Consider the following 15,651-nt stretch of genomic DNA (forward strand, 5'->3'; position numbering starts at 1 on the left):
GGCAACGCTACGGAGCGACGGCACCGCGGGTCAACGGCGTGGTGCCGCCCCAGTCCGAGGGACCTCGTGCCAGCGGCGCGTGTCGCTCTCAGGACGGACGCGCGCCGCTCCGGGTCGTCAGACCGTGATCGTCTCCCCGTCGGCCAGCGTGACGAGATCGACCCCGGTGAGCTGCCCGGCGAACTGCGCGAACGACCCCTTGCCGACCTCGCTGAGCATGAGGTCGTGGATCTGCACGGCACGGGAGGGCTGGACCGCACGGACGAAGTCGACGAGTTCGCCGAGTTTCACCCACGGACCCGACGTCGGGACGAGCAGCGTCTCGACGGGGACCCCGGGGGCCGCGTACGAGTCGCCAGGGTGGAAGAGCCGGCCGTCGACCAGGTACCCGACGTTGTCCGTACGCGGGAGGTCCGCGTGGATGACCGCGTGGGCACCGCCGGACACCGTGACGTCGAAGCCGGCCGGCCGGATGGTGTCACCGGCAGCGACGGCGGTGACGCGTCCGTCGTGCTCGCCGAGCGCGGCGACGACGCTCGCGGGCGCCCAGACCCGGAGCCCCGGCTGCGCATCGAGGGCCGCGGTGAGCGCGTCCACATCGAGGTGGTCGGGGTGGTCGTGGGTGACGAGCACCGCGTCGGTGCCGGCGACGAGGTCGGCCGAGTTCGGCGTGTAGGCACCCGGGTCGATGACGAGGGTGCGATCACCGTCGCGGAGGGCAACGGTGGCGTGGGTGTGCTTGGTGAGTTCCATGACCGGAACTGTACAGGCAACCTGTACACTTTCGTCCATGGCCCTCCGTCCCTTCACCCTCGACGACGCCAACGCGCTGCGGCGCGCGATCGGCGACAGCACCCGCGCGGTCCGCCGGTCCGAGACCGAGCCCGAGGGCCAGGTCGAGGTGCTCGGCTTCCTGGTGCGGGACGGTGCGCAGAGCATCGCCGGCCTCGCACGCCTCCGGCGTGTACGACACCAGACGATGCGTGTGACGGTCGCCGACCTCGAAGCCCAGGGGCTCGTCGAGCGGACCCCGGACCCTGCCGACGCCCGCGGCGTGCTCATCTCGCTGACGGACGCCGGTCGGGTGACCATCGAGGAGCTGCGGACGCGCCGATCGGCTCGCGTCCTCGCGGCGGCCGAGCGGGTGCTCACGCCCGAGGAGCGGGCGGTCCTCGCGGACGCGGCCGACGTCATCGTCAAGCTGACCGCAGCGCTCGAGACGGACGGCAGCTGACCGCTCCGGCGGGTCGAGCCCGGACGGGAGGCGCGGAGTCGCCCGCCCCGCGCCTCCCGTCCGGAGGACATCGGTTCGTCCGGCGTCCGCACCGCTCGGACCCCGCGTCCGCGCCGTGCTCGGGTGCCGTGTAGCGTTGTGCGCGTACGGACCATCCCGATGCGTGCGTTCCCGACGAGACCGTTGCCCTGCCTCCGGTTGCGGGTGCTCCGCCTCCCGGTGGAGTCCACCCGCCCACACCCCGCCGGCCTCCGCCGAGCGCGCATCGAACTGGTCAGAACCGGTTCCCATGAAGTACGTCGTCTACGGACTGACCTCCGTCCTCACCAGCACGACAGCGGCCACCGCGGTCATGCACTACGCCGTGGCGCTCGTCCGGACCGGCGGCAGCGACCTGGTCGCCGTCCCCGCGGTCGACATCGCCGGGGTGCCGATCACCGTCGAGATCGTGCTCGGTCCGGGCATCGGCGTGCTGGCCGAGCCTGCAGCCGACGACCTGCTCGAGCCCGAGCACCGTGAGTTCGTGGCCGACATCACCGAGCGGACGAGGACCGCCCTGGAACGACGGCCCGAGCGCGCCTGACGCACGTCGGCGTTCGACCGACGCGGTCGCCCGACCGGCGCTGAGACCGGTGTGGGCGCGTCCTCTACTGCGACTGCGACTGCGACTGCGCCTGCGACTGCGACTGCGACTGCGACCGCCGCCGGCCGCCGTCACCGGGGCGCGACGACCAGGGTCCCGCGGCCGAACGGCAGCAGACCCGCCCGGTACTCGAGCACGGCACCGGCACCGGCAGCCGCGGCCTCGACCCGCACCGACGCCGCGCCGAACCGCCAGCCCCGGTTGATGCCGTAGACGCCGAACTCCACGGCGCGCCCGTCCGGCAGGGCCCACGTCCCGGTGCCCCACTGCGCCGGGTTCCCCACGCCGTCCACGGTGACCGTCGGCCGCGCACCCCACGCGAACCAGGGCTTCCGGAGCCGCAGCTCGACCCGGCGTCTGGTGGTGCCCGAGGGCAGCGGAGCCGGGTTCACCACCCGAGGGTCCCGGGTTCGCCCTTGAACGGCCCGACGACGTCGGCCGTGATCCAGCCCCCGTAGAAGTCGCCCGCCTGCGCCCGCACGGTCTCGCCGGCGACCTCGCACGAGTCCATCCGTGACGGGTACACCGCCACGTGGTCGCGCAGCTCGCCGTACCCTGCCCACGGCGTCCGGTAGGTCCAGGCACCGCGCGGCACGACCTCGTCCCCGCCGTGCACGTCGAAGTACGAGGCGCTGCCCTTGAACTCGCACATGCTCGACCCCGTGGTCGGGACGAGGGCGTCGGGCGCGAAGTCGGCGATCGGCAGGTAGTAGACGGGCGGGTGGCTGGTCTCGAGGACGCGGACGGCTCCGGTGGTGTCGGCGATGACCCGTCCGCCCAGGCGCACGACGACCCGGGCACCGGTCCGCTCGACCCGCGGTGGTCGTGGGTAGTCCCAGACGGATTCCTGGCCGGGGCCGGGCTGCACGGGGGAGGGGTGGCCGGGGCTGCGTCGCGTCATGATCCTGTTCTACCCGCCGGCCCGCACGGACTGGAGGCTCGTCACCAGCTGGCAGCGAGCCTCCGGTCCGCGGTACCGATCGCAACCGGACCCTGGCGACGGGAGCGGGGCGGGGCTACGCTCGCGATCACCACCTCCTCAACGACGAGAGGCTGTCCCGTGCGCCGAACCATCGCGATCACCCTCGCGGCCGTGAGCATCGTCGGGGCGCAGGCCCTGGCCGGGCCCGCGACCGCCGCACCACCCGCCGCTCCCGCACCACCCGCCGCTGCGGCGGCCGGTGCCGCGCCGACGATCACCGCGCGCGGTCACGCGCCGACGGCGACGCACCGGAACCCGATGGCGCTGCGCCTCCCGGACGGTGAGACGGCCGCGAGCTGCGCCGACCCGACCGCCCTCCACGGTGCCGGACGCGACCGGAACTGGTACCTGTACTGCACGACGGACGCGCTGACGGAGACGGAGCAGACGCCCGACGGTGCGCTCGTGCAGCACAGCGTCCCGACCTACCGGTCGACCGACCTGACGAACTGGACGTACGTCGGGGACGCCTTCGACACCAAGCCCGCGTGGGTCGGTGCGGCGAACGGCATCTGGGCCCCGGACGTCGTGTACCGCGCCGGAGCGCACGGGAGGCCGGGCACCTGGTTCCTCTACTACACGGCGTCGGACACCCCCTCGGCGACCGGCCCGACCGGCGGCGGATCGGCGATCGGCGTCGCGACGAGCAGCAGCCCGACCGGTCCCTGGACGGACTCCGGCGGTCCCGTCGTGGCACCGCAGACGGCGCCGAACGGCGACGGCTTCCGCTGGTCGTTCGACCCCGAGGTCATCACCGACTCGGGCCGCACCTACCTGTACTTCGGCAGCTACTTCGGCGGGGTGCACGTGCGGCAGCTCACGGCCGACGGCCTGCGCTCACGGCCGGAGACCGAGCGTCAGATCGCGATCGACAACCGCTACGAGGGGTCGTACCTCATGCGGCACGGCGGCTGGTGGTACTACATGGGCTCGGCGACGAACTGCTGCAACGGCTCGCTGACCGGGTACGGCGTCTTCGTCGCCCGCTCGAAGAGCCCGCTCGGACCGTTCCGGGACCGTGACGGGGTGGCGATCACCGACACCCGGGTGGGTGGCTCGCCCCTCCTCGCGCAGAACGGCAACCGCTGGGTGGGCACCGGTCACAACACCGTCGTCACCGACTTCGCCGGCCAGGACTGGATGATCTACCACGCCGTCGACCGGACCGACCCGTACTACGCCGGGCAGACCGGGTACACGAAGCGCCCGGCCCTCATCGACCCGATCGACTGGGTCGGTGGGTGGCCGGTGGTCCGCGGGGGAGCGGGCCCCTCGGACTCGGTCGAGCCGGCTCCGGCGGCACAGCCCGGGCAGCGGTCGGCGTACCGGCCGCGGCTCGCCCCGGTCGACGTCCCGGCGCGGCCGATCCGGTCGCTGTCCACCGAGTTCGACGGCGGGGCCCTCCCACCGACGCTCACGTGGACCCGGCAGCCGGACCCCGCGACGTTCGGGGTCTCCGGCGGCGCATTCCGGTGGCGCACCCAGGCCGCCGACCTGCACCCGCCGCAGACCCCGCTCGCCTCGGTGCTGACCGAAGCGGCCCCCGCCGGGGACTACGTGGTCGAGACCCGGGTACGGATGGACACCCCGTCGACCGGTGACACGTTCAACTACCGGCAGGGCGGGCTCGTCGTGTACGGCGACGACGGGAACTACGTCCGACTGGTGTCGAACTCGATCTTCAACACCCGGCAGACCGAGTTCGGCAAGCAGGTCAGCGGGCAGCCGGAGGGGGCGCCGAGCTACGGCAACATGGTCGTCGGTCCGGTGGGGGACACCACCACGCTCCGCATCGTGCACCGGGTCGTCGACGGGGAACACCGCTACACGGCGTACACGAGCGTCGACGGTCGGCGCTTCGTGCGCGGCGGGACGTGGACGGCGGACCTCGGGTCGACCCCGCGGATCGGGCTCATCTCGCTCGGCGGTGCCGGGTCGACGAGCACCTTCGAGCACCTTCGGGTGAGCACGGTGCGATCGATGCGGTAGTGCGCACGGGGCGGGCCCGGCGCCTGGAGCGCCGGGCCCGCTGCCACGTCAGCTGCGGAGGGTCGCGCGCGGGTACTCGCCGAACTCGTCCCGGTAGGCCGCGGAGAACCGGCCGAGGTGCGCGAACCCCCACCGGCGGGCGACGGCCTGGACCGAGGTCGTCGTGGGGTCCGCCTGCAGCAGGTCACGGCGCACGTGCTCGAGCCGGGTCCGGAGCAGGTACGTCATCGGTGTCTGGTCGAGGTGTCGCTGGAAGGCCTCCTGCGTGGCCCGGACGCTGAGGCCCGCGGCTCCGGCGATGTCGGAGACGCACATGGGTTCGGCGACGTGCTCGTGGACGTACTCGACGGCGGCGCGGAGGCGGGCGCGTCGGGGCAGGAGCACGGCGGGCGGCAGGGCCGTGACGGTCGGCGGGTACATCCGGAGGAACGCTGCGGCGGTGCCGCGGGTCAGGGTGTGCCAGAGGAGGGTGTCGACGCCGCCGGTGCGGAGTTCGCGGGAGAGCAGGGCCAGGCTGTTGCGCCACTGGGTCACGGCGGCCGGGTCCAGTTCCCGGAGGTGGTCGAGGCCGAGGTCCCGGACGTCGCCGGTGTGGAACTGCTCGTCGGCGACCTCGTGCACGAGTCGGCGGGACAGGTGCACCAGCCGCTGGTCGTGGTCCTGGTACTCGAACAGGAAGTCACGGCCGGTCGGGAAGAGCATCGGTACGTCGATCTGCAGCGGGACGCGGTCCTGCACGACGTCCGGGACCCCGTGGCCGCTCGTGATCCACTGCACGATGTAGTCCTCGGAACGGGGGACGACCCCGCGGATGAACCCACCGATCTGCGACCGGCGGAGCGTGACGTCACGGTCGCCGACGGCGCTGTACCGGTACGCGAAGGGGTGGTCGGTGGCCCGCGCCGTCCACTCCCGGCCGTCGTAGAGCCGACCGATGTCCGCCACCGCCGCGTCCGTCGACGTCCCCGAGGCCTCGATGCGGACCGCCCGGACCGATGACCGAGGGCGCGTGCCGGATGCCCGCCTGGTGTCGACGTCGAGCGTGCTGGTCATGACGGACTCCCTGCTGTCCTGGTCGCGGTGCCCCGACCGGTCTCGCAGACGAGCGGACGACGGGGCGCGTTGCCTGGAACTGTACGCATCTGTCCGGCAGACGATCAGGGGTTGACCGCAGCAGTCTCGGGTGGTAGAACCGCGAGGCGAGCGTCGGCTCCACGTTGCTGGACGGGAGGCTCCACGCACGTCGCGTCGAGGCCTCCCGTCCGTCCGCAGGCCGGCTCGGCTCAGGCGGCCACGGCCCTTCCGGCGCTGCGGTCGGCAGCCGCGTCTCCGCGCAGCATGCGTTCCGCGGTCCGGAGGGACAGCGCCATGATCGTCAGGGCCGGGTTGGCGATGACCGCACTCGGGAACACCGAGTTGTCCGCGATCCAGAGGTTCGGGACGTCCCACGAGCGACCGGCGGCGTCGACCACCGAGCTGTCGCCGTGCGCGCCCATGCGAGCCGTGCCGATGGTGTGCGCGGTCCGCTCCAGCACCCGGACGTCCTGACCGCCCGCTGCCTCGACGATCGCGGTCATGGAGCGGACCGCATGCCGACGGATGGCCTCCTCGTTGGCGCCGGGCGTGAAGGTGACGGTCGCCTTGCGGACCCCGTGCTCGTCGACCTCGTCCCCGAGCACGAGCCGGTTGTCCTCGTACGGCAGGCACTCGGCGTTGATGCCGACACCGGCCATGTACGGGTAGTCGCGCATCGCCGCGACCAGGGCAGCACCACGGAGCCCGCCGCCCCGCACCAGGGACGTGGCGAAGGTGAGCGGCTGCACGCCGAGGCTCTGGATGAGGTACCCGCCGGCGAAGTCCGCGTCGGTGGGCCGGACGAAGTCCTCGCTGATGATCGAGGACGGGTACCCGCGGTAGGACCGCATCGACTCATCGAACCGTGCCCAGACCTGGGTCGCACCGTGCGCGGTGAAGTTCCGCCCGACCTGCCCACTGCTGTTCGCGATCCCGGTGTGCAGCAGCAGACGCGGCGTCTCGACCCCGCCGGCGGCGAGGACGAGTGCTCGGGTGCGCTGGCGGTGGTCACGGCCGTCCTGACGGTAGACGACCGCCCCGACCTCGCCGCGGGCGTCGAGCTCGATGCCGTGCACGAAGGACTCCGGGCGGATCTCGGCGCCGAACGCCACGGCAGTGGGCAGGTACGTGGTGTCCATCGACACCTTCGCCCCGTTCCGGCAGCCCTGGTGGCACGAGCCGCACGAGACGCAGGCGTGCCGGAGCCCGTGGTGCTCCTGCTGGCGGTCCTCGGTGGTCAGGGCGACGGGCGCGTCGGTCGCGGTGATCCCGGCCGCCGCGGCACCGCGCACCATCATGTCGGACGAGGCGTTCCGACCGGGCGGACGCATCGAGTACCGCCGGGCGGGGTCCCACGGGTAGTGTTCCGGGCCCGCGACACCCACGTCGTGTTCGACCTGCTCGATGGAGCGGACGAGTTCGGCGTGGTCGACCGGCCAGTCGTGACCGTACCCGGACTCCGTCGCCAGGCGCAGGTCGTGGGCGCTCGGGCGGGGCGTGAAGGCACCCCAGTGCAGTGTGGACCCACCGACTCCGGTACCGCTGTTGTTCGGACCGAACGCGGTCGGAGTGCCGCCGCCGCTGATCCGCTCCTCCATCCAGTTGATGTCGGCCGGAGCCACGACCTCGTCGGGCAGGTGGTCGCCCGGCTCGGTGTTGCGACCGGCCTCGAGCGCGACGACCCGGAGGCCGGCGCGCGCGAGGGTCGCGAGGAGGGGCGCCCCACCCGCTCCGGTCCCGACGACGACCACGTCGACGGTCTCGTCCTCGCCGTACCGACGCTGGTGGTCGAGCCTCATCGTGTCACTCCGTCCGGTTCCCACGCTTCGCGCTGCCCGGCTCCGAGCAGCTGGAAGCCCTGCTTGCGCACCCCGTCCCCGCCGTTGGCGAAGCCGTCGTAGTCGATCCCGGCCATCGTCGCCGGGTGTGCGAGCCACTGTCGGACGAGGTCGACGCCGGCGTCCTCCGACCACGCGCGGAGCTGCCCGGCGTCGAGGGTTCCGGCGGCGGGCGTGTACCCACCGGCGTCGATCGCGTCGAGCACGTCGGCGAGGTGCTCGTCGGAGACGGCCGCTTCCGGTGCGAGGGTGTCGAGGGCAGCCCGGTAGGCGTCCGGGTCGGCCGGCAGCCCGTCCCGGCGCCAGCCGTCACCCTCTCCCGCGGCGAGTTGCGCGTCGACGCGGAGTGCCAGGTCGATCCCCCGGTCACCGTGCTGCGGCACGACCACACGGGCGACGGCGCGGAGGACGTCGAGCTGCGCCGGGGTGAGGGCACGCGGTGACGCTGCCGGATCGTCGGGCAGAGCGCGCGCTGCGAGGACCCCGCGGGTCCTCGCGCTCACCCGCGGCGAGGCGATCACCCGCGCGGACGCGGTCGGGACGACGGGCCCGTGGTCCACGCGACGCTCCCAGAACGAGCGGATCCGGTCGGCGACGGCGTCGGGCTGTTCCCACGGCAGGAGGTGGGCGGCACCGGGGACGACGTCGAACTCGCCCTGCGGCCAGTGCGGCAGGGTCAGGCGGCGCTGGGCGTCGGGTCCGAGGTCGCCGTCCTCGGCACCGGCGAGCACGAGTGCTGGCACCGGGTTCGGGTCGACGGTGTCGGACCAGTCCTCCCGGCTGCCGCGGAGGAGCCATGCAGTCCACGCGGCCGGATCGGCGCGCTGCACGTCGTGCACGGCCGTGGCGTACGGCTCGGGCGGCAACTGGTCGGCCGTGTTCGCGTCGACGAACTCGGCGGCCTCGTCGGGTCCGATCTCGTGGTCCGCCGCCCACGCGAGCATCCGCGTCCGACGAGCCTCCTCCATCGGTTCGGGGGAGAGTGGGGAGGCGGCGAGGAGCACGACCGCCCGCAGGCCGAACAGCCCGTTCGTGCCGCTCATGGTGCGGTCGGCGACCACCGCGGCGACCTTGCCGCCCATCGAGTGGCCGACGAGGGCCCACTCCGTCGCGCCGCTCGTCCCGATCGCCCGCTCGACGAGCTCGGCCATCTCCTCGACGGTCGTGCCGGTCACCGCCGAGCTCGTCCCGAAGCCCGGCAGGTCGATGCCGACCAGGTCGATGGTGCCGCCGAGGCGCGCGCGCAGTGCCACGAACTCCTCGGAGCTGGACCCGAGGGCGTGGAGGCAGAACGCGGTCGCCGTCATGCGTCGTTCCTACCTCCGGGATCGCCCCGGTCCACAGCACGGTGTACCCCGTCACCGGAGGCGCGCGCGGCACCCTCGAAGCCGAGGCGGGCGGTCTGAGTCGGGACGCCACGGGCCTCCCGGTCCTCGTCACGACGCGATCGCAGCGGCCCGACGTGGCGTCCCGCGGATGGGGGACCGGATTTCATCCGCATAACGCACCATCAGGTGTGTAGTCTGCCTAACTACTGATCCAGGAGCATGCTGGAGCGGTACACGCAGCAACCCGGAAGGATCCGTCAGATGCACACGAAGCCCGCGACGCAGTCGTTCGTGGACGGGGACACCCCCACCGAAGCGATCGACATGAGCGCACTCTTCGCCGAACAGGCCCGCGAGAGCCTGGTCGACTCCATCTGATCGGACCGTCCGGTCCGGGAGGCCGGTACCGGTCTCCCCGTCGCCTCACGAGGTGACACCCCTGCACCACAACGGCACTCCGTGCCCGTCTCGAAAGGCACTCCCATGAGCTTCCTCGGCTTCATCCTCCTCGGCCTCATCGCCGGCGCCATCGCCAAGCTGATCCTCCCCGGTCGCCAGGGTGGCGGCTGGATCGCCACGCTCGTCCTCGGTGTCATCGGCGCCCTCATCGGCGGTTGGCTCGGCGGCCTCATCTTCAACGTGGGCTACGACGGCTTCTTCAGCATCCAGTCGTGGATCATCGCGATCGTCGGCGCCATCATCGTCCTGCTCATCTGGGGCGCGATCACCGGTCGCCGCGGCGCCCGCGCCTGACCGACCCCGCGGCACACGCCGCCGAGACGACGAGCCCCGCACCGTCAGGTGCGGGGCTCGTCTGCGTCCGGGGCGGACCCGCTCCGGTGATGCTGCCCGCCCGGCTGCGACTGTCGGTGGTGCGCGTCAGGCTGACCGTGCATGGACTCCGTCGAACAACCCCTCGTGCACGTCGACCACCGCGGCTTCGCCGTCGATGAAGCGGTCGCGTTCTACGAGCGCGTCTACTCGAGCCACGACATCCACATCGGCGAGCCCGCGGCCGAGGGGTTCTCCTGGCGCTACCGAGCGGTCGGCGACGACGACGTCACCGTCGGCACGTCGTCGGTGGCAGCGCGCCGCTGGGGCACGGTCGAACCCGGCGACGACTACGTGCTCGCCTGGGCGTCGGCACCCGGAATCCGGCTCGACACCGGGTCAGCGGACCCGATCGAGATGCAGCCCGGCGTACCCGTGATGTACCCGGCGGGGCGCGCGTTCGCGTTCGACGCCGCTCCGACCGCCCAGCACGTCATCCGCTTCGACCGGTCCTTCCTCGAGTCCGTCGCCGCCGCGCGAGAGGGCGACCTTCCGGCACCGCTGCGCTTCGCGCGCGACCCGGACCCTGACGCCCTGCACCGTCTGCGCACGGTGATCGCGGGAGCAGCGGCAGCGCTGCTCGACCCGCGCACCGACCGTGACCGCCGGACCGCACTGAACACGACCGTCGCCGAGGCCGTCGTCGACACCTTCCGAGCTGCTCCCGCCGCGCCGTCCGGACTCCTGAGCGACGGTCCGGCGACGATGCGGATCGCCCAGGAGTGGATGGTCGCGAACGCTCGGCGACCGATCACGATCACCGACGTCAGCGAGGCCGCCGGGGTCGCCGTGCGGTCCCTGCAGGCGTCGTTCCGTCGGCACACCGGTGCGTCGCCGATGCACTTCCTCCGGCAGGTGCGGTTGCACCGGGTCCGGGCCGAACTCACCGCGGCCGACCCCGACGTCACGACGGTCGCACAGGTCGCCCTCGGGTGGGGCGTCGGGCACCTCGGGCGGTTCTCGGGGACCTACGCGGCGACCTTCGGTGAGCCGCCGTCGGTGACGCTGCGCCGTCGCCGGACCGTCTGACCCGCCCTCCTCACGAGCAGTCAGGGTGCTGCCGATGCGCGCAGCGGACACGGTGTCCCGTCGACGTACTCCCGCGAGTCCACCTACGCCGTCTTCTTCGCGGGCGTCTGACCCGACGTTGCGCACCCGGACCGCGTGCGGCGGCCCCGTTGCCAGGCGCACCGCCGCCGGGCCGCGTGCGTAGGCTGGACGGCATGTCCGACTTCACCGCAGACCAGGCCGCCGTCGTCCGTGTCGAACGCGCAGAGGAGGGCCGCTGGGACCTCACGATCGTGAGTGACAGCGGTGTCGCCATGGGCCACGGGATCCACCTCTTCGACCGTTCCCAGGACGACGGGGTCGACGAACTCGCCGCCGCCGCGGAGTTCGTCCGCGGCTACGGCTTCCGGTTCGAGGGGGACGCCGTGCAGCAGGACGGCCCGGACGCGTTCTGGGCACCGCTCATCCGCAGCTGACCGCTCCCGACCGTCCCTGAGCGGGTGACGGTCGGTCGCCGGGTGGTCCCCGGATGGGATGATGGCCGGGTGCCACCGACCGACGACGACAACGGGTTCCGCAAACAGCGGTTCACGGACGCCGGCGGCTCGGACTACACGGCGATCTTCCGATCGGAGTACTCCGAGCGGGGACTCACCGACGCCACCTCGACGGTCACCGGCACCTTCGCGACCGAGGGCACCCGCTTCGAGTACTTCCTCATCGGCGACGCCGACCTGACCCTGCGGACGATGAACGCGCACGGCGGTCGTCGTGGCGGGGTGATCGGGCCGCGGGACGACCACGTGCTGTTCTGGCTCCAGCAAGGCCGCCTCGAGATGCACTTCGCGGACCGGTCCCGGGTGGTCGAGCCGGGGAGCCCCTACATCGCGTCGGCGTCCGAGGCGTACCGCTTCGCGTCCGAGGGCACCGTCTACAACGGCGTGCACATCTCCGACGCGTTCCTCCGGAAGACCGCGGCCGAGCTCGGGTACCGGATGCCGGACGGGCCGGTGCTGTTCGACCAGCAGGACGAGCGGGTCGCCCGCCACGGGCCGCTGCGTCGCCTGCTGGGCGAGGTCAGCCCGACGCTCATGGACGACCGGGTACGTGGGGCGATGCGGACGGCGCTGAACCGTCGGCTCGCGACCGTCGTCCTCGACACCTTCCCGCTCCGCGACCGGGGCGACGACGTCCCGACCGCGAGTCGTCTCCGTGACGCCATCGCGTTCATCGAGGAGCACGCGCGTGACCGGCCCTCGGTCCCGGCCATCGCGGCGGCGGCGGGGCTGAGCGAGCGCGGCCTGCAGGAGGTCTTCGCCCGGACGCTCGGGGTCACTCCGAACGGGTTCCTCCGCGACCAGCGGCTCGACGAGGTGCGCCGGGAGCTCCTCCGGGGAGCGTCCCCGAACAGCGTGCTCGAGGTCGCGCGGAAGTGGCGCTTCACGAACCCGAGCCGTTTCGCGGTCGCCTACCGCGCCCGTCACGGCGAGGACCCGTCGGCGACGCTCCGGGCGTCGACGTCGCAACGGTCCGACGGTCGCTCGTCGTGGCGGATCCGGCGCGCGGTGGAGTACATCGAGGCGCACCTGGACGGGCCGTGCTCGGTGGCGGACATCGCCGCGGCGGCCGGCCTCCGGCCGCGCCGCCTGCAGCAGCTCTTCAAGGAGGAGCGGGCCACGACACCGACAGCGTTCCTCCGCGAGCTCCGAGCGCTGCGGCGCGCTGGCGGGGACTGGCCGGACCGGCGCTCCTGAGACCCGTCCCGGTCCCTGGAGCGTGACCGGCGCCGGACGGGAGGCGCGGCTTGGGGCCGTCCCGGGCCTCCCGTCCGGCTACTCGGGCTGCTGCGGCGCGGCCGTGGCGAGCGCGACCATCTCGGCGACGACGGCGCGGAGGCGGGCGGCGAGGTCGGCCTGGGACTGCACACTGAAACGGTGCGCGGCCTCGGACAGCGCGGACATGACGAGGGCGACGGCGGTGCGGGCGGTGTCCTCGTCGGTCCGGGTGGTGACGACCGCGATGAGGGCCTGACGGGACTCGGCCATCCACCGCATCACCATCGACGTCATCTCGGGGCGCCGGACGAGGAGTTCCTTGGCGCGGGCGCGGTCCGCCGAGAGCGGGACGGTGTCGGCGACCAGCTCGCAGACGTCGTCGATGAGCCGACCGTCAGCCGTCGCGAAGCGGTCACGGACGGCGTCGGGGACCTCGACGGTGTCGAGCCCGATGGCCGCGTGGGCCTTCGACGAGAAGTAGTTGAAGAACGTCCTGGGGGAGACGTCGGCGTCCGCGCAGATCTGCTCGACCGTGACGCCGTCGAGACCCTGCTCGGTGATCCGGGTGAGTGCGGCGTCGTGGATCGCCTGACGGGTCTGCTGCTTCTTGCGTTCCCGGAGCGTGCAGGGTCCGGTGCTGCCGGGGCGGACGCTGCCGTACCGTGTGGTGTCGGACGATCCGCCGGTGTCGGCGTGCTGTGCGGGTGTTGCCGTGGTGGGCACGGTGCGACCTCCGTTGGGGGGAGACGACGGCGGGCCGTCCGCTCGTGGTCGAGCGGACGGCCCGGATGGTCACCGACGCTGGGTCGGCGTGGAACCGGTCATCGGGCCGGTGAAGGACCCGGCCTCGGCAGCGGCCAGACCGGCTTCGGACTCGAGCTGCGCCTGCGCGGACAGGTCCGCCTGCTCCTGCAGGGCCGAGCGCTGACGCAGCGGCGGCACCTTGAAGAACCAGGTGAGCACGAACGCGAGCAGGATCACGCCGAGTCCGACCCAGTAGATCGTCACGGACGAGGCGTTGAAGCCGGCCATGAACGGGCGGGTCAGACGGGCGTCGGCACCGGTCAGGAACGAGGTGTCGTTCGTGGCCGAGGCGCTCGAGTCGTCGTTCGCGCCCGCGTCGATCTGCTCGACCAGGTCCGGGACGACCTGGTGGACCCAGTAGGTGCGCTGTCCGGCGTCCGTCCAGTCGACCGCGAGCCGTCCGTCGACGACGCTGGCGTGCGCCTGGTCGGCGGCCGTTGCGAGGGCGGTGGCCTCGGCCTGCGGGGTGGCGTCGGCGACCTGCTGGGCGATCACGGTCGGGGCGGCTGCCGCCGGGATCGTGCCGGCGGCGACCTGCGCTTGGACGGCGGCGGTGACCTGCTGGGTGACGGCCTGGTCGGCGGCCTGCTTCGCGGCGGTGGTGCCGCGGGCGAGCCCGGAGTCGATGCTGTCCTGGATCGGGTCGACGATCGGGTTCCAGATCTGGTCCATGACGCCCTGGTTCGCCTTCGCGCTGGCGACGGTCGGGTTGAGCGCCGCGTCGAGTGCGTCGGTCAGGTCGGCCTTGTCCGCGGTGGCGTGCACGATGTTGGCGGGCATCACCGAGAACAGGATCGACAGCAGCACCGCGGTGCCGAGCGTGCCACCGATCTGGCGGAAGAAGGTCGCAGAGCTGGTCGCGACGCCCATGTCCCGGGCCTCGACCGAGCCCTGCGACGCGAGGGTCAGGGACTGCATGACGGAGCCGAGCCCGAGCCCGATGAGGAACATGCCGATCATGAGGAACCAGAGCGGCTTGTCGATCGTCATGAACGTCAGCACGACGTAGCCGGCCGAGACGAGCGCGGTGCCGATGACGGGGAACACCCGGTAGCGACCGACCCGCGCGACGATCTGGCCCGACACGATCGAGGCGATCATGAGGCCACCGACGAGGGGCAACGTGGCGAAGCCGGACTCGGTCGGGCTGAGGCCGACGACGATCTGCAGGTACAGCGGGATGGTCAGCATGGCACCGAACATCGCGAAGCCGACGAGGAACCCGATGACGGTCGCCATCGAGAACGTGCCCGAGCGGAAGAGCTTCAGCGGGATGATCGCCGCATCGCCCATCTTCGACTCGATGAGCAGGAGCGCGACGAGGCCGACGGCGCCGATGACGTAGCACGCGACGGCGGCCGCGGAGCCCCAGCCCCACGTGCGGCCCTGTTCGGCGACGAGGAGCAGCGGGACGAGGGTGACGATGACCGAGGTCGCGCCCCACCAGTCGACGACCGGCTTGTCCTTGGTGTCGTGCACCTTCGGCAGGTGCAGGAAGACGATCACCATGACGAGCGCGGCGACGCCGATCGGCACGTTGATGAGGAGCACCCAGCGCCAGCCGGTGATGAAGAGGATCTCGGACGCGCCGGCGAGCAGCCCGCCGATGAGCGGACCGATGACCGAGGAGATGCCGAAGACGGCGAGGAAGTACCCTTGGTACTTGGCGCGTTCACGCGGGGCGAGGATGTCGCCCATGATCGCCAGCGGCAGGGACATGAGCGCGCCGGCACCGATGCCCTGCACGGCGCGGAAGGCCGCGAGCATGAGCATCGACGTGGACATCGACGACAGCACGGCACCGACGATGAACACCACGATGCCGAAGATGTAGAGCGGACGGCGCCCGAAGATGTCGGAGAGCTTGCCGTAGATCGGCGTGGCGATCGTCGAGGTGATGAGGTACGCCGTGGTGACCCAGGCCTGCTGGTCGAGCCCGTGCAGGTCGTCACCGATGGTGCGGATCGCCGTGCCGAAGACGGTCTGTCCGAGCGAGGACAGGAACATGCCCGCCATCAGGCCGTAGATGACGAGCAGGATCTGACGGTGGGTCATCAGGGGGTGCTGACCGGGTGTACCGGGCGTGGCGGCGCTCCGGCCCGGCATCGGCGTCGGTGCGGTGACTGTTGACAATGCGGGTCCTTC

15 protein-coding genes are annotated in these 15,651 nt (G+C 72.3%); 7 read left to right on the plus strand and 8 right to left on the minus strand.

All coding sequences use genetic code 11. The annotated features are described in order from the left end of the window. Positions 1-117: 117 nt before the first annotated feature. Complete coding sequence (locus DEJ18_RS03355) at positions 118-753, minus strand: MBL fold metallo-hydrolase (RefSeq protein WP_111209547.1); 636 nt, start codon at positions 751-753, stop codon at positions 118-120. 37 nt (positions 754-790) lie between these two features. On the opposite strand from DEJ18_RS03355, the gene DEJ18_RS03360 reads away from it, so the two are divergent. Then, entirely contained in the window at positions 791-1,234 is a 444-nt protein-coding gene (locus DEJ18_RS03360) for a MarR family winged helix-turn-helix transcriptional regulator (protein ID WP_181434111.1), read from the plus strand. A 289-nt stretch (positions 1,235-1,523) separates the two neighbouring features. After that, positions 1,524-1,817 (plus strand): hypothetical protein, encoded by a 294-nt coding sequence (locus DEJ18_RS03365; RefSeq protein ID WP_111209548.1) that lies wholly within the window; start codon positions 1,524-1,526, stop codon positions 1,815-1,817. A gap of 131 nt (positions 1,818-1,948) precedes the next feature. On the opposite strand, the gene DEJ18_RS03370 is transcribed toward DEJ18_RS03365, so the two are convergent. Both DEJ18_RS03370 and DEJ18_RS03375 read right to left on the minus strand, forming a co-directional pair. After that, the gene (locus DEJ18_RS03370; RefSeq protein ID WP_146241473.1) at positions 1,949-2,269 is read right to left on the minus strand and encodes a hypothetical protein; all 321 of its coding nucleotides are present in this window, start codon (positions 2,267-2,269) and stop codon (positions 1,949-1,951) included. Beyond that, positions 2,266-2,778, minus strand: coding sequence for a DUF427 domain-containing protein (locus tag DEJ18_RS03375; RefSeq protein ID WP_111209550.1), 513 nt, complete (start codon positions 2,776-2,778; stop codon positions 2,266-2,268). The genes DEJ18_RS03370 and DEJ18_RS03375 overlap by 4 nt, the downstream gene beginning before the upstream one ends. Before the next feature lie 159 nt (positions 2,779-2,937). Between DEJ18_RS03375 and DEJ18_RS03380 the strand changes: the two genes are divergently transcribed. Then, on the plus strand, positions 2,938-4,848 hold the full coding sequence (locus DEJ18_RS03380) for a family 43 glycosylhydrolase (protein ID WP_111209551.1): 1,911 nt from the start codon (positions 2,938-2,940) through the stop codon (positions 4,846-4,848). Between the two features lie 48 nt (positions 4,849-4,896). Here the strand turns inward: DEJ18_RS03380 and DEJ18_RS03385 are convergent, their stop codons facing one another. The 3 genes from DEJ18_RS03385 to DEJ18_RS03395 all read right to left on the minus strand — a co-directional run bounded on the left by DEJ18_RS03385 (position 4,897) and on the right by DEJ18_RS03395 (position 9,067). Further along, positions 4,897-5,901, minus strand: coding sequence for an AraC family transcriptional regulator (locus DEJ18_RS03385; protein WP_111209552.1), 1,005 nt, complete (start codon positions 5,899-5,901; stop codon positions 4,897-4,899). Positions 5,902-6,131: 230 nt separating this feature from the next. Further along, complete coding sequence (locus DEJ18_RS03390; protein WP_111209553.1) at positions 6,132-7,721, minus strand: GMC oxidoreductase; 1,590 nt, start codon at positions 7,719-7,721, stop codon at positions 6,132-6,134. Continuing rightward, on the minus strand, positions 7,718-9,067 hold the full coding sequence (locus tag DEJ18_RS03395; RefSeq protein ID WP_111209554.1) for an alpha/beta fold hydrolase: 1,350 nt from the start codon (positions 9,065-9,067) through the stop codon (positions 7,718-7,720). The genes DEJ18_RS03390 and DEJ18_RS03395 overlap by 4 nt, the downstream gene beginning before the upstream one ends. A 504-nt stretch (positions 9,068-9,571) precedes the next feature. Here DEJ18_RS03395 and DEJ18_RS03400 point away from each other — a divergent pair. The 4 genes from DEJ18_RS03400 to DEJ18_RS03415 all read left to right on the plus strand — a co-directional run bounded on the left by DEJ18_RS03400 (position 9,572) and on the right by DEJ18_RS03415 (position 12,681). Beyond that, entirely contained in the window at positions 9,572-9,841 is a 270-nt protein-coding gene (locus DEJ18_RS03400; RefSeq protein WP_111075805.1) for a GlsB/YeaQ/YmgE family stress response membrane protein, read from the plus strand. 141 nt (positions 9,842-9,982) lie between these two features. Beyond that, positions 9,983-10,948, plus strand: coding sequence for an AraC family transcriptional regulator (locus tag DEJ18_RS03405; protein WP_111209555.1), 966 nt, complete (start codon positions 9,983-9,985; stop codon positions 10,946-10,948). A 194-nt stretch (positions 10,949-11,142) separates the two neighbouring features. Then, complete coding sequence (locus DEJ18_RS03410) at positions 11,143-11,403, plus strand: hypothetical protein (protein WP_111081983.1); 261 nt, start codon at positions 11,143-11,145, stop codon at positions 11,401-11,403. 69 nt (positions 11,404-11,472) lie between these two features. Next, positions 11,473-12,681, plus strand: coding sequence for an AraC family transcriptional regulator (locus DEJ18_RS03415; RefSeq protein ID WP_111209556.1), 1,209 nt, complete (start codon positions 11,473-11,475; stop codon positions 12,679-12,681). Between the two features lie 78 nt (positions 12,682-12,759). Here DEJ18_RS03415 and DEJ18_RS03420 read toward each other — a convergent pair whose 3' ends face one another. Beyond that, positions 12,760-13,425: a TetR/AcrR family transcriptional regulator gene (locus tag DEJ18_RS03420; RefSeq protein ID WP_111209557.1), complete on the minus strand. Its 666-nt coding sequence runs from the start codon at positions 13,423-13,425 to the stop codon at positions 12,760-12,762. Positions 13,426-13,494: 69 nt separating this feature from the next. Next, positions 13,495-15,561 carry an MDR family MFS transporter gene (locus tag DEJ18_RS03425; RefSeq protein ID WP_111209558.1) on the minus strand — a complete coding sequence of 689 codons (2,067 nt, stop codon included), beginning with the start codon at positions 15,559-15,561 and terminating at the stop codon, positions 13,495-13,497. Between the last annotated feature and the right edge of the window lie 90 nt (positions 15,562-15,651).

It is taken from the genome of Curtobacterium sp. MCSS17_015 (genome assembly GCF_003234265.2).
In the GTDB taxonomy this organism is placed as follows: Bacteria; Actinomycetota; Actinomycetes; order Actinomycetales; family Microbacteriaceae; genus Curtobacterium.

What these genes read in the sequence shown, in the direction of transcription:
- DEJ18_RS03355 (WP_111209547.1), bottom strand. Translation starts at nt 753, where the DNA reads ATGGAACTCACCAAGCACACCCACGCCACCGTTGCCCTCCGCGACGGT.
- DEJ18_RS03360 (WP_181434111.1), top strand. Translation starts at nt 791, where the DNA reads ATGGCCCTCCGTCCCTTCACCCTCGACGACGCCAACGCGCTGCGGCGC.
- DEJ18_RS03365 (WP_111209548.1), top strand. Translation starts at nt 1,524, where the DNA reads ATGAAGTACGTCGTCTACGGACTGACCTCCGTCCTCACCAGCACGACA.
- DEJ18_RS03375 (WP_111209550.1), bottom strand. Translation starts at nt 2,778, where the DNA reads ATGACGCGACGCAGCCCCGGCCACCCCTCCCCCGTGCAGCCCGGCCCC.
- DEJ18_RS03385 (WP_111209552.1), bottom strand. Translation starts at nt 5,901, where the DNA reads ATGACCAGCACGCTCGACGTCGACACCAGGCGGGCATCCGGCACGCGC.
- DEJ18_RS03390 (WP_111209553.1), bottom strand. Translation starts at nt 7,721, where the DNA reads ATGAGGCTCGACCACCAGCGTCGGTACGGCGAGGACGAGACCGTCGAC.
- DEJ18_RS03395 (WP_111209554.1), bottom strand. Translation starts at nt 9,067, where the DNA reads ATGACGGCGACCGCGTTCTGCCTCCACGCCCTCGGGTCCAGCTCCGAG.
- DEJ18_RS03400 (WP_111075805.1), top strand. Translation starts at nt 9,572, where the DNA reads ATGAGCTTCCTCGGCTTCATCCTCCTCGGCCTCATCGCCGGCGCCATC.
- DEJ18_RS03405 (WP_111209555.1), top strand. Translation starts at nt 9,983, where the DNA reads ATGGACTCCGTCGAACAACCCCTCGTGCACGTCGACCACCGCGGCTTC.
- DEJ18_RS03410 (WP_111081983.1), top strand. Translation starts at nt 11,143, where the DNA reads ATGTCCGACTTCACCGCAGACCAGGCCGCCGTCGTCCGTGTCGAACGC.
- DEJ18_RS03425 (WP_111209558.1), bottom strand. Translation starts at nt 15,561, where the DNA reads ATGACCCACCGTCAGATCCTGCTCGTCATCTACGGCCTGATGGCGGGC.